This is a genomic window from Porticoccaceae bacterium LTM1, assembly GCA_030252795.1.
GTDB lineage: Bacteria > Pseudomonadota > Gammaproteobacteria > Pseudomonadales > Porticoccaceae > SCSIO-12696.
The window spans coordinates 836,592-849,720 of record CP127080.1 but is presented as its reverse complement, the minus strand read 5'-3'; the positions used below and the strand labels follow the sequence as shown (position 1 = coordinate 849,720).

11 protein-coding genes are annotated in these 13,129 nt (G+C 49.8%); 3 read left to right on the top strand and 8 right to left on the bottom strand.

The features are described 5' to 3' along the window. Window positions 1-40: 40 nt before the first annotated feature. The gene (locus QP938_03790; protein ID WIO75038.1) at window positions 41-1,855 is read right to left on the bottom strand and encodes an assimilatory sulfite reductase (NADPH) flavoprotein subunit; all 1,815 of its coding nucleotides are present in this window, start codon (window positions 1,853-1,855) and stop codon (window positions 41-43) included. Window positions 1,856-1,962: 107 nt separating this feature from the next. Further along, a complete protein-coding gene (cysE, locus tag QP938_03785; protein WIO75037.1) occupies window positions 1,963-2,736 on the bottom strand; it encodes a serine O-acetyltransferase in 774 nt (257 codons plus the stop codon). A gap of 193 nt (window positions 2,737-2,929) precedes the next feature. Between cysE and cysD the strand changes: the two genes are divergently transcribed. The 3 genes from cysD to QP938_03770 all read left to right on the top strand — a co-directional run bounded on the left by cysD (window position 2,930) and on the right by QP938_03770 (window position 7,216). Beyond that, entirely contained in the window at window positions 2,930-3,853 is a 924-nt protein-coding gene (gene cysD, locus QP938_03780) for a sulfate adenylyltransferase subunit CysD (GenBank protein WIO75036.1), read from the top strand. 52 nt (window positions 3,854-3,905) lie between these two features. Beyond that, a complete protein-coding gene (gene cysN, locus QP938_03775; GenBank protein WIO75035.1) occupies window positions 3,906-5,579 on the top strand; it encodes a sulfate adenylyltransferase subunit CysN in 1,674 nt (557 codons plus the stop codon). A 503-nt stretch (window positions 5,580-6,082) separates the two neighbouring features. Further along, window positions 6,083-7,216, top strand: coding sequence for a hypothetical protein (locus QP938_03770; protein WIO75034.1), 1,134 nt, complete (start codon window positions 6,083-6,085; stop codon window positions 7,214-7,216). 67 nt (window positions 7,217-7,283) lie between these two features. Here the strand turns inward: QP938_03770 and QP938_03765 are convergent, their stop codons facing one another. The 6 genes from QP938_03765 to hflK all read right to left on the bottom strand — a co-directional run bounded on the left by QP938_03765 (window position 7,284) and on the right by hflK (window position 13,100). Continuing rightward, window positions 7,284-8,039, bottom strand: a complete 756-nt coding sequence (locus tag QP938_03765) for a sulfite exporter TauE/SafE family protein (GenBank protein ID WIO75033.1) — start codon at window positions 8,037-8,039, stop codon at window positions 7,284-7,286. A 46-nt stretch (window positions 8,040-8,085) separates the two neighbouring features. Continuing rightward, entirely contained in the window at window positions 8,086-9,378 is a 1,293-nt protein-coding gene (locus QP938_03760; GenBank protein WIO75032.1) for an adenylosuccinate synthase, read from the bottom strand. Between the two features lie 23 nt (window positions 9,379-9,401). Continuing rightward, window positions 9,402-10,586, bottom strand: a complete 1,185-nt coding sequence (locus QP938_03755; protein ID WIO75031.1) for an ATP phosphoribosyltransferase regulatory subunit — start codon at window positions 10,584-10,586, stop codon at window positions 9,402-9,404. A 27-nt stretch (window positions 10,587-10,613) separates the two neighbouring features. Continuing rightward, window positions 10,614-10,805 carry a DUF2065 domain-containing protein gene (locus QP938_03750; protein WIO75030.1) on the bottom strand — a complete coding sequence of 64 codons (192 nt, stop codon included), beginning with the start codon at window positions 10,803-10,805 and terminating at the stop codon, window positions 10,614-10,616. 280 nt (window positions 10,806-11,085) lie between these two features. Further along, on the bottom strand, window positions 11,086-11,952 hold the full coding sequence (hflC, locus tag QP938_03745; GenBank protein ID WIO75029.1) for a protease modulator HflC: 867 nt from the start codon (window positions 11,950-11,952) through the stop codon (window positions 11,086-11,088). After that, window positions 11,949-13,100: an FtsH protease activity modulator HflK gene (gene hflK / locus QP938_03740; protein WIO75028.1), complete on the bottom strand. Its 1,152-nt coding sequence runs from the start codon at window positions 13,098-13,100 to the stop codon at window positions 11,949-11,951. Before hflK ends, hflC begins: the two co-directional genes overlap by 4 nt. Window positions 13,101-13,129: the final 29 nt, after the last annotated feature.

The window sequence follows — 13,129 nt, the reverse complement described above, 5'->3', positions numbered from 1 at the left end:
GCACCCAATTCCAGCACAATCCCAAACCTCTGTTCAGCGATCAATAAACATCCCGTTGATAACGCTTTGCCTTTTTCAAGCCCTGCACATACTCATTGGCAAACTCAATTCCTTTGCCACTCTGCTCGGCAATAATTTGGTGAAGCGCTTCATCCACCGACTTAGCCATGTGCTTTTGATCACCGCACACATAAAAATGCGCACCACGCTCCAGCCATGCAAACACTTCAGCTGCCTGTCCTTGCAGACGATCCTGCACATATATTTTTTCGCTTTGATCGCGTGAAAACGCCAGATCAATTCGAGTCAGCAGGCCGGACTTGTGCCAGTTTTGCCAATCGGTTTGGTAAAGAAAATCACTGCTAAAGTGCGGGTTACCAAAGAACAACCAGTTATCACCACTTGCCCCAATCGCTTCACGGTGCTGAAGAAAACTCCTGAATGGTGCAACGCCGGTTCCGGGGCCAACCATGATGATGGGTGCATCGTCATTTTCCGGGAGTTTAAAGTTACGATTCGGTTCAACAAAAACCCTTATCGATGACTCATCATTTACTTCAGTCAAAAACCGGGAAGCAGCACCGAAACGATTAACATCGTCTCGAGTTTCACTGACCAGGCCCACCGTCAAATGCACTTCATCATCGACCGCTTCCATACTGGACGCTATGGAATACAGACGTGGAGTTATCGCCCGCAACTGATCCACTAATTCCTGGGCACTCCAGGAGTGACTCGTTGTAGCCAGTAATTCCACCACCTGATGACGGCGAATAAATTCCAACAATTCAGAACGCTCACCTGCCACCAGTTGCTGTAAACCATCATTGTCCGCAGCCAGGTACTCAACAAAGCCAGGATGTAATTGGGTTAACTCACGATGAATGGTCAACGCTTGCTGCAGAGACAAAGACTTGCCATCCAGATCTACCTGCTCATCCGCATTCAGACCGGTCACCTGCAATACTTCTGCAACCAATTCAGGACCATTTTCCGGCCAGACTCCCAGCGCATCGCCCGGTGCATATTGCAAACCGGAATCCGCCAGGGAAATTTCAACATGCTGTACCGTTTTACCTGAATCACGGCCCGTGATTTTGAAACCATCCAGTACTTCTGCAACATAAGGAGTGAACTTACTCCACTGTGACACATGCTCAGAAGCTGACGAAACCACACTCAGCTTGGGACGACTGGACTCGGTATTGGCCTGAAAAGATTGCGCCGTCTTTTTCCACGACTCGGTCCATTGACTGCTCTGCTGCTGATAATCCACATCCGCATCCAGACGAGCGTGCAAGCGCTCTGCACCCAACTCAGAAAATCGCTCGTCAAACTCCTTACCGGTTTGACAGAATTTTTCATAACTGGAATCACCCAAACCCAGAACACTGTATTTCAACTGGTTCAGTTTGGGGGCTTTTTTCCCGAACAGAAATTCGTGAAATGCCAGTGCATCATCCGGAGGATCACCCTCACCCTGAGTACTGATCACCAGTGCGACATACTGTTCTTTGGCGAGATTTCGAGGATTATAATCGGCCAGGCTTTTCAGCTGCGCAGAAAAACCCTCGCCGGACAACTGGGCAAACAGCTGCTCAGCAATACCGGCCGCATTTCCGGTTTGAGATCCATACAGAATGGTAACAACCGACTGACTTGATGCTTCATTGGCCGGTGCCAACTGGCCTGATTCGCCATGATAACCAGGTAGTTTATTTACGGCCAAACCGGCCAAATAACCACTCAACCAGTTGAGCTGATCGGCAGATAATTCATTAACTGCATTGCGAATACTCTCAACCTGATCGGTTGCAAGCGGTCCCGACAATGTGGAGAGTGCTTTTGAGGCCATTGGCCACCTCTAACTAATATGGGGGTAGGAAGTGGCAGAGTAATCGGCTGTTTTCCAATTCCAAACTAAGTAATAGCAATAGCGTGATAACAGTCTGTTATAAGCTGTTAAATAACATAGCTTGAAGGGCTTTCTTCATCTTTTAGAAAATCGGATGTTTCAATGCTGGGAATAACTGTACGCCTGGCATCTATACCAGCCTTTTCCAGCGCTTGATGCAGGCACCGCACCTGTAAATCCATTGCCCGGGAATGGCGCAACAGGCTGCTGATCACCTGCGCCACAGGATCATAGGCGTTTTCACTGGCACCATAGGCTTCAAAGCCGATAAGCTCCCCAAGCCGTCTTTTATGCTCATGATGGTCATTAGTTTCCTTGACCACATGCGCCGGTATACCTACTACGGTATCCCCAGCCGCCACGCTTTTGACAACCACAGAATTGGAACCGACCTTGGAATCATCTCCCAGTGTAATTGGCCCGAGAATTTTTGCTCCCGCCCCAATCACTACACGATCACCCAATGTTGGGTGACGTTTACCCGCATTCCAGGTGGTACCACCAAGGGTCACTCCGTGGTACAGGGTACAGTCATCACCAATTTCGGCGGTTTCACCGATCACTACACCGGTGCCATGATCAATAAAAAAGCGTTTTCCGATAGTGGCACCGGGATGAATTTCTATTCCAGTAAACCAACGCGCAATATTTGATAACAATCTGGCCAACCACTTTAAACGTATCCGCCACAACTTGTTGGCGATACGATGCATCCATACCGCATGAAGGCCCGGGTAGAGAGTCATCACATCCCAACTGTTGCGGGCGGCAGGGTCACGGGCAAACACTCCACGAATATCTTCTCGTATTTGGCGAATCATTTCAGGTTCCAGTTTTGTATCTTGTTCATCAACATTTATAGCACCTATAGCAGGTGCTGTAGATTGAAACGCTAATGTCTCGTTTTCGCTATAGCATTTGCTTCTGTTGATATGCCTGCAAGTGATTCTGTTTTTTTACTTGCGATTGGTATAAATGCTGCCTGTTTTAATGCGGGAAGAAATGAGCAGCAAAATGAGTGTAACTACACATCTTTCAGACAATCGATTGACTCACCTGAAACAGCTTGAGGCTGAGTCCATACACATTATTAGGGAAGTCGTTGCGGAATTCGATAACCCGGTGATGCTCTATTCGATTGGAAAAGACTCCTCAGTGATGCTGCATCTGGCGAAAAAAGCTTTTTTCCCTGGCACTCCGCCCTTCCCTTTGCTGCATGTAGACACCACCTGGAAATTCCGGGAAATGATCGAATTTCGCGATCGGGCAGCTAAAGAAGCTGGTATGACATTGTTGACTCATACCAATCAACAGGGCGTGGCTGACAATATAAATCCTTTCGATCATGGTGCCAGCTATACCGATATCATGAAAACTGATGCTCTCAAGCAAGCTCTGAGCAAATATGGATTTGATGCAGCCTTTGGTGGAGCTCGTCGTGACGAGGAGGCTTCACGCGCCAAGGAAAGAATCTACTCTTTCCGGGACCAAAATCACCGCTGGGATCCAAAAAACCAGCGCCCGGAGCTGTGGAATCTATACAACGGCAAAGTTCACAAGGGTGAATCCATTCGCGTTTTCCCTCTCTCCAACTGGACGGAACTGGATATCTGGCAATACATCTATCTGGAAAATATTGAGCTTGTTCCTCTCTATTTTTCCCAGCCAAGACCGGTTGTAGAACGGGATGGACTGCTGATTATGAAAGATGATGACCGGCTTCAACTGAGACAGAATGAGACAGTGCAGACAAAATCGGTCAGATTTCGCACTCTGGGCTGCTACCCGCTTACTGGTGCCGTTGAATCTACCGCCAGCACGCTTCCGGATATTATTCAGGAGATGCTGGTGAGTCGCACTTCGGAACGATCCGGACGCGCTATCGATAAGGACCAGAGCAGCTCAATGGAACTGAAAAAACGCGAAGGCTATTTTTAAGAAGCCTCTGATTAGAGGCCTGTTAACGACCCAGTTTAAAACGGCAAAGACGATGACAACTCACAGCGCATTAATTCAACAGGATATCGAAAGTTATCTGCAATTGCATGAGCAGAAAGACCTGTTGCGTTTTATTACCTGCGGAAATGTCGACGATGGCAAGTCCACATTAATTGGCCGACTCCTGCATGACTCCCAGTCAGTGTATGAAGATCAGCTTGCCGCCATCACCAACACCAACTCATCCTCCGGCAGTAATGAAGTTGATCTCGCTTTACTGGTAGATGGCTTGCAATCAGAACGCGAACAGGGAATCACCATTGATGTCGCCTATCGCTTTTTCTCTTCACAAAAGCGTAAGTTCATTATTGCCGACACCCCAGGACACGAGCAGTACACTCGAAACATGGCTACAGGTGCCTCTTCCGCACAACTGGCCATCTTGCTGATTGACGCGCGCTACGGAGTCAAAGAGCAGACCCGTCGCCACAGTTTCATCTGCTCATTATTGGGCATTCGTCACTTTGTGGTGGCAATCAACAAAATGGATCTGGTTTCGTACCGAGAAGAAGTTTTTCAGTCCATTAAATCAGACTTCAAAAACCTGGCGGAGCAACACTTTGACGAAGTCGAATGTCAATTCGTTCCTTTGTCTGCCCTGAGTGGCGACAATGTTGTAAATCGCAGTTCAAAAATGGATTGGTACCAGGGACCGACCCTGCTTTCGATTCTTGAATCCGTCGACATAGCCCCCTCAACAGAGGTAGGCGGCTTGCGTTTGCCGGTTCAATACGTCAATCGCCCAAACCTGGATTTTCGTGGCTATTGCGGCACGCTGGCAGCTGGACAGGTCAAAGTTGGCGAGGCCATTAAAGTATTGCCATCCGGGCAAAAAAGTACTGTTAAGGAAATCCTCGTAGGCGACCAATATACAGAAAACGCACAAACAGGTCAGGCAATTACTTTAACCCTGAGCGATGAAATTGATATTTCCCGGGGCGACCTTATCGTCAGTGACTCTGATGCAGTAAATGTCAGCAATGATTTTAACGCCAAAATTGTCTGGATGAATTCAGACGCATTAGTACCTGACCGGCAATATCGATTCAAAATTGGCACTCGATATGTCAATGGCTATGTAAAATCTATCCATTGGCAACAAAACGTAAACTCATTGGATCGAACAGAGACGGACAATTTGCCTCTGAATGGTATTGGTGAAGCGCATATTGTTCTTGCAGAAAAGGTATCCTTTGATCGCTACCAGGATAATCGTTCTACCGGAAGTTTAATTATTATTGACCGACTATCTAATGCCACTGTAGGTGCAGGCATGATTTCCGGCCCTGCCAATCAGGCGGCAAACGACGATATTAATGTCTCAACATTAAAATCAGTCGACAGTTCTGTTACAACGGCCATGAGAGCTGCATTAAAAAATCACTCAGGAAAATGTGTCTGGGTATCCAATACGGCCCTTGGAGAACAATTGGAATGGGAATTGCACAAGCAAGGGTTTCACACCTATCTAATTGAGGCAAACCAGTCGGAATACCTTACTGTACTGACATTAATCGATGCAGGATTAATTGTTATTACAACAGGGTCAGACACATTACACACCAAGCTGAGTCAATTTTTACCCGATCACCAGTGGATCAATTTGAATCGGCAGGTTTTGACAGAAAAATTGCAGCAGGAGATCACCAAACTTTGTAGGAAATAGATCAGTCTGTGAAATACTGTCGAAAGTTCATATGTAATGTCTGCTATATGTGAATTTTCCGATGTCCATGCTCAGCCCAACGACACCGAGGATCTGCTGATCATTGTAGGCGGTGCCACGGAGCTCTTAACTGTGACTCCAGAAATGCTGGTGCAACTGCTACTGCTGATGCCTATGCGCAGTAACCACTGTGTGGCACAGATAAAATCACTTTTATTAGCGAAAAAAAGCCCGCAATTCATTTTGCGGGCCTTTTAATTTATCACACCTCCTCAAAAACTGAATTATTAAGTCCAATTTTCTGTATTTGGTTCTGAATTGAAACTTTAGTACTAGCTACAACCCTCTCGCTCTAAGTACCTATTCGCACACTGTCAGTTTCCGACCTATTCTTGAGTCCTATTGCACTAATCTCACGGACCGATGCACTGGCGCTATAAAGGGCCACGCTGATGCGATGTAGTCTCTCCTAATTCGGGCCCTGCCGCTTGAGGATTAGCGTCATGCGCAAAAAACAGCTCGCCATTCTGGTTGCAGCCTTGGCTGCACCCGCTCTATGGGCCGGACCACCAGGGAAAAATACTCAGGGCAGTACGACCATTTCCATTTCCACCCCTATTATGGGGTCCGACTCCTGTCTGGTTAACTCCATGACCAACGACAGTTCAATGGATTCTGACTCAGATGGAGCATCATCTGGCAATTCCCTGGCAGGAGCTGCCGCCATGGCGGCGGGTTCTCTTGAGCTGTTTTGGGGGGGTGATGTCACTCTGGATATTACCCGGCACGGTAAAAATGGCTCGGTTTTTCAGATGAACCTGCAGGGAAGTTTGGGCAGCGGTCACCTCTTTGCACTCTCCTCTTCAGCTTTCGCTGACACGTCTACTGATGCTGAAGTCGGTGTTAATGAGACAGTGAATACTTTTATTCAAGCTGTTGTTGATGCCATGATTGATATTGATTCAACACTGGACATCGGAGTGGCATCTGTCAGTCTGAATGGCTCTGCTTCAGGCAGCGTTGCTGCTGAGCTGACAGGTTCCGCTTCGGCTATTGCGACTACCGAAGCCAGTAACTCAAGTGCAGGCAGCGCTTCTTCTAGCGCCTCCGGAGAGGGAAGCGCCAGTGCCACAAACAGTGTTTACGTCCAGGGTGCAAATATTGAAGAGTTCATGGCTGGACTGACACTGAACAGCACTAGTGTCATCAGTGTGGACTCTTCCGCATTGGCCAGTAGCCTTGCTAATTCAATGCTCATAGCAATGGTGGAAGTAGCAGCTGAAGCTCGAGCTGAAGCAATGGTAAATCTGGATGTAGAATTTTGCTACGACACACCACTAACGGAAGAGCAGTGTCAGCAGCTTGTGGACGTAGATGACGATGCGATGGAGGTAGCTCAGGATATGGTTGCCATCAGCGCAGATATTCAGGCATTTGCTGAAGCATATGCTGACTCTCTTGCCAGTGTGATGGCAGATGCGACGGTCACTATGAGCGTCATGGTTCAATATGAAAACCTCAACGGACCCGATGACCTGCTTACAATTGTCGGCTCCCCATCCGCTCAATTAAATTGTGACACATCCCAGACCGCAGTAAACACAAGCGCCACTGCTGAAGTTACAACCTCGCCATAGGCGACTTTTCAACACCCCACAAGGCCCGTGATATATCGCGGGCCTTTTTTAACACCTCAACCCAAAGCTATGAACCGAGGATTCCTCGAGTTATTGCAAATAATCCGCATAGGATACAGATGCCTAAAATAGCCGGACGCATTTGGGATTCAATCCGATATAACGGAATCCATCGGCACAAATAAAACCCGAGTAGAGATCCGGGAATCAACCACAATGACATTTTCAATTCTTCAGCGCCAAATCGCCCAACCATTACCAGCGCAATCAAACTGATACAGCAGCCGTAAATAAAATAACCTGCCAGATTGGCGCGAATTCGGGTCGCCTGCTCATGCTGCATTAACAGTGCCATAGGAGGGCCTCCAATGGAGGTGGCGCTGCCACAAACGCCCGAAGCCATGCTGGCCCAAAACATTGTTTTGGGGGTCGGGCGTATTGTTAATTTTGACAAACTGAGAGCCACTGCCAACAGAACAATCCCCCCTACTGCAATCGACAGCATTTGGGTGGAAAACAGGGTAAGCAAGTACACCCCGGCAATGGAGCCAGGAATACGCCCAATGAAAGCACTACTGAGCCCTTTGATATCCAGTTCACGACGGTTTTGCAGCATCATCAGCACACACTGCACCAGCGCAGCCACCACCATTGGCCCAGGAACCAGTCTTGGTTCAATCATAATCAGCAGTGGAGCGGCGACAACAGCCATGCCGAACCCAAAGGCAGTTTGCACCACTGCACCTATCATCACGAGAAAGCTGGCAAGCAGGTATTCCATATCAAATAGCAGCGACTGTTGGCGAAAATTTTTAACAACCAAAAAGGCCGGCTTTACAGCCGGCCTTTTTGGTAAATCACGGTATTACTCAACCAAACGGGTGACGCAGCAGAATGGTTTCTACGCGATCCGGGCCGGTGGAGATAATATCAATCGGCGCACCCACCAGCTGTTCCAGACGGCTGATGTAATCACGAGCAGCCTGTGGCAGATCATCCAGAGACTTCACACCAAAGGTGTTTTCGCTCCAGCCCGGCATCTCTTCGTAAACCGGAACCACCTGCGCCCAATCATCGGCGTCGTTCGGCATGGTCAGCTGGTTGCCATCTGCATCTTTGTAACCGACACAGATTTTGACTGTTTCCAGCCCATCCAGTACGTCTAACTTGGTCAGGCAAATACCAGAGATGCTGTTGATGCGAATCGCGTGCTTAACCGCTACCGCGTCAAACCAGCCACAACGACGCTGACGTCCGGTTGTGGTACCAAACTCATGGCCTTTTGTGCCCAGGTGGTTACCCACTTCACAGCCCAATTCTGTCGGGAATGGGCCGGAGCCAACACGAGTGGTGTAAGCCTTGGTGATACCCAGCACGTAATCCAGGTACAACGGTCCAAATCCGGAACCGGTGGCGGTACCACCAGCAGTGGTGTTGGACGAGGTCACGAACGGGTATGTGCCGTGGTCGATATCCAGCAGTGAACCCTGTGCACCTTCAAAGAGGATGTTCTCGCCACTCTCACGAGCGGTGTGCAGAAGGTCAGTTACATCGGCCAGCAACGGCTTGAGTTCTTCGCCCCAGGCCAGCGCCAATGCCAGTGTCTCTTCGTAATTTACCGGATCAACTTTGTAGTAGTTGGTCAGGGCAAAGTTATGGTATTCCAGGACTTCCTTTAGCTTGGCGGCAAAACGCTCTTTATGCATCAGGTCGCCAAAACGCAGGCCGCGACGGGCAACTTTGTCTTCGTAGGCTGGGCCAATACCACGACCGGTAGTACCAATCTTGCCTTCGCCACGAGCGGCCTCACGAGCCTGATCCAGAGCAACGTGATACGGCAGAATCAGCGGACAAGCCGGCGAGATTTTCAGGCGGTCGCGAACCGGGACGCCCTGCTCTTCCAGCATTTTGATCTCTTTCAGCAGTGCATCCGGAGCCAATACAACTCCGTTGCCGATCACGCAGGCAACATCGTTGCGCAGGATGCCTGACGGAATCAGGTGCAGTGCGGTTTTCTTGCCTTCGATCACCAGTGTGTGGCCAGCGTTGTGACCACCCTGGAAGCGCGCTACCAGTGAGGCCTGATCGGTCAGCAGGTCGACGATTTTACCTTTGCCTTCATCACCCCATTGGGTGCCCAGCACGACTACGTTTTTGCCCATCGCGTTTAGTTGCTCCAAAAGATTTAGCTGATAAATTCTACACTGAACTCGCCGTTGCTGTTGATCAGCTGGCGGTTGCAGTCAAGTTCGTTAAAGTCCGGCTTTTGGCCCGGAAAACCGCATACTACGCGCTCGCCCTGAGCTCGCAACTTCTGTATTTCTGACCACTGTGCGTCGTCGTCGCAAGCCGGAGCGTAGATACCTTCCGGGCGATAACTGTCTTCACTGTTAATTCTCGCCAACGCTTTCATATCCAGCGAAAAACCGGTGGCTGGACGAGAGCGCCCAAAGGCTTCACCCACATGATCATAGCGGCCACCGTTACCGATCGCCTGCCCATGCCCCGGCGCGAATGCAGCAAACACGACACCAGTGTGATATCGGCAGCCACGAATCTCGCTCAAGTCGATATAGAGTTCAAGCTGAGGAGCGCGCTTTTGCACCTCCAATGCAACCTTTTCGATCTCATCCAGGGCTCGCTGCACCTCTTTCGGAGCAGCAGCCAGCTCTTTTCGAGCGCGCTCAATGACATCAACATCGCCAGCCAGATGCGGAAAAACACGGATCATGTCTGCAAGAGCCGCATCCTTGATATTGGCATCAATCCAGTTTTCAAGCTCGGTCACAGCTTTGCGCTGCAGCAGCTCGAACAGTTCCTGTTCGAGCTGGCTATTCAGGTCCGCCATTTCCACCAATTGCTGATAAACCCCAACATGCCCCAAATCCAGATGGGCACGTTCCATACCGGCCAGCTTGAGGGTTTCCACCATCAGGGTAATAACTTCGATATCCGCAGATAGACTGGATTCGCCGTACAATTCCACACCAACCTGTATTGGGCTGCGTGTTTCCAAAGCACTGCGCGGACGGGTATAGAGTACGCTGCCAGCATAGCAGAGCCGATTTGGCCCATTGCGGCGCAAACTGTGGGCATCCATTCGAGCGGTCTGTGGTGTGATGTCGGCACGCACACCCATCTGCCGACCACTCAGCTGGTCAGTGATCTTGAATGTCATCAGATCAAGGTCAGCACCTGAGCCACTCAACAGTGAATCAGTGAACTCGACCAACGGTGGAATAACCAGGTCGTAGCCCCAGCGATGATAAAGATCGAGTATACGGCGACGAAGGCGCTCAACTTCGTGCGCTTGCTGGGGCAGGATTTCTTCAATGCCGTCTGGCAACAACCAGCGATCTACAGCAGTCATCAATCTGTCTCTATTGAATTTGGCTCATCACTTGATGAGAAATAGCAGTCCGGCGCCGATCAGCATACTGATCAGCCCCATGATGCGCATGGCACGGTCATCAACCTGCGCCAGCATTTGCGCCATTCGACGCCAGCGACCGGGAGATATGAAAGGGATTATCCCTTCCAGCACCAGCATCAGGCAGACCGCCTGGGCCAAGCTGCTCCATACATCCATCACTTCGCCTCGTCACTATCAATCACGTGGGAAACAAGACACAACAAAACACAGCCAACACCTGTTGTATAGACAGGTATTGCTGTTTGACCTTTCTTGCGCACATAAAAAAACCGGGGTAACCCGGTTGCACAATTTTAGCACAACCGTTGCTCCCGGGAGAAGAGGCAGATATGCAATGGCCACTGTTTCAAGTGGCCACTACGACACAGTCAGTCAAGTGATCAGGCAACTACTAAAAAAGGCGGCCAAAGCCGCCTTTTTTAGAGGGTGGAGAGCGTTACTTCTTACCCTTGGAGTCCTGCATGTAGCGGAAGAATTCACTGTCCGGGTCTACCAGCATCATGTCTGCCTTGCTGGCAAATGACTTCTTGTAGGCTTCCAGGCTACGCATGAATGCATAGAACTCCGGATCCTTCTGGTAGGCATCTGCGTAGATCTTGGCTGCATTGGCATCACCATCACCGCGCAGTTGCTCGGCTTCGCGGTAGGCATTGGCTTCGATCACTACGCGCTGGCGGTCAGCGTCGGCGCGAATTTGCTCAGCCTGCTCACGACCTTCTGAACGGAACTGACGAGCCTCTTTTTCACGATCGGCCCGCATTTGCTGGAATACGCTGTCGCTCACCTCTTCCGGAAAGTCGATACGTTTTACCCGCACATCGACTACTGCAATTCCGAGTGCCTCGCGAGCCTGGGCATCCAGAGTAGTGGTGAGCTTCTCCATCAACTCGTCACGTTGGCCAGATACCGCTTCGTTCAAAGTGCGATCACCCAGTTCGTTACGCAGCCCGTCATTCACTCGCGCCTCCAGACGTGCCAGTGCGACATCTTCGTCACCACCGGTGGCCTTGTAATAAGTTTCGACATCAATGATGCGCCACTTCACGAAAGAGTCTACACGAAGGCGTTCTTCGTCCTTGGTAAAATAACTCTCTTCGTTGGCATCCAGTGTCAAAATGCGGGTATCAAAACGTTTGATGGTTTCTGCAAATGGAATTTTCACATGCAGACCAGCACCAATATTGGCTTCAGTCAAACGACCAAATTGCAGCTTGATTGCAGACTGGGTTTCCATCACGCGGTAAACACTGTTGAAACCAACAATCACCACGATAAACAGTAAAATAATTCTGATTGGATTCATCGACGTGACTCCCTGCGACGGTCAATTTGCTGATCGCGAGTCATATCCCGCAACACCTCTTCTACCACTTCCCGAACCTGCTCTTTGGTTGAGGACGGCGCGGAAGCGTCCCTGGTTGTCGAAGGTAATACCGAGCGCCCTTCCATCAGCTTATCGAGTGGCAAATACATCATATTGTTGCCTCCCTCCACATCAACCATCACCTTGGAGGAGTTGCTCATCACACTCTCCATGGCATCAAGGTAGATACGGCGACGAGTGACTTCCGGTGCTTTTTGATATTCGGTCATCAGCTTTTCAAAACGCTGTGCATCACCATCAGCCTCCGCAACCACACGGTCACGATAGGCCTGGGCATCCTGCAGCATCCGCTGTGCCTTACCACGAGCTACCGGCACGACTTCGTTGCTGTAGGCTTCTGCTTCCTTGATGTAACGATCCTTGTCTTTCTTGGAGGCGTTTACATCGTCAAAGGCGGCTTTAACCTCAACCGGCGGCTGACCCTTACCAATATTGACGCTGGAAATACTGATACCCGTATCGTAAATATCGATGTACTTCTGCAAACGCTGGGAAATTTCCCCAGCCAACTTCTGACGACCTTCGGAAAGAACATCACTGGCGGTTGTGCTACCCACCACATGGCGAATTGCACTGTCAGCAGCATTTCGAAGGCTCTCAACAGGGTCGCGCACATTCAATACGTAGGCCTTGGCATCCGGCACGGTGAATTGCACGGTTACCGGCAGGTCTACGATATTGAGGTCTTTGGTAAGCATCAAACCCTGGGTGGTGTAAGATTGCTCTTTGGTTACACTGACAACATTGACCGTATCGATAAATTTGGGGTTCCAATGCAAACCGGAGCCAACCGTGTCGTGGTATTTACCAAAACGAAGAATCACAGCCTTGTCTTTTTCATCCACCTGGTAAACACCGAACAATGCCCAGACGATGATGGCAATTACTGCAATTACGCCAATTGCTGCACCATTGCCCTTGCCATTGTTGCTGCCACCCGAACCACCAAAGGCTTTGTTGAATTTGTCCCGCAACTTCTTCAGGGCTTCATCGAGATCGGGCGGACCATCTCCATTGTTTTTACCACCCCAAGGGTCGCGGCCGCCACCCGGTTCATTCCAGGCCATAAATCACTCCATACTTGGTTAATTTTTAA

What these genes read in the sequence shown, in the direction of transcription:
- QP938_03790 (WIO75038.1), bottom strand. Translation starts at nt 1,855, where the DNA reads ATGGCCTCAAAAGCACTCTCCACATTGTCGGGACCGCTTGCAACCGAT.
- hflK (WIO75028.1), bottom strand. Translation starts at nt 13,100, where the DNA reads ATGGCCTGGAATGAACCGGGTGGCGGCCGCGACCCTTGGGGTGGTAAA.
- cysN (WIO75035.1), top strand. Translation starts at nt 3,906, where the DNA reads ATGACAACTCACAGCGCATTAATTCAACAGGATATCGAAAGTTATCTG.
- QP938_03770 (WIO75034.1), top strand. Translation starts at nt 6,083, where the DNA reads ATGCGCAAAAAACAGCTCGCCATTCTGGTTGCAGCCTTGGCTGCACCC.
- QP938_03750 (WIO75030.1), bottom strand. Translation starts at nt 10,805, where the DNA reads ATGGATGTATGGAGCAGCTTGGCCCAGGCGGTCTGCCTGATGCTGGTG.
- QP938_03755 (WIO75031.1), bottom strand. Translation starts at nt 10,586, where the DNA reads ATGACTGCTGTAGATCGCTGGTTGTTGCCAGACGGCATTGAAGAAATC.
- hflC (WIO75029.1), bottom strand. Translation starts at nt 11,952, where the DNA reads ATGAATCCAATCAGAATTATTTTACTGTTTATCGTGGTGATTGTTGGT.
- cysE (WIO75037.1), bottom strand. Translation starts at nt 2,736, where the DNA reads ATGATTCGCCAAATACGAGAAGATATTCGTGGAGTGTTTGCCCGTGAC.
- cysD (WIO75036.1), top strand. Translation starts at nt 2,930, where the DNA reads ATGAGTGTAACTACACATCTTTCAGACAATCGATTGACTCACCTGAAA.
- QP938_03760 (WIO75032.1), bottom strand. Translation starts at nt 9,378, where the DNA reads ATGGGCAAAAACGTAGTCGTGCTGGGCACCCAATGGGGTGATGAAGGC.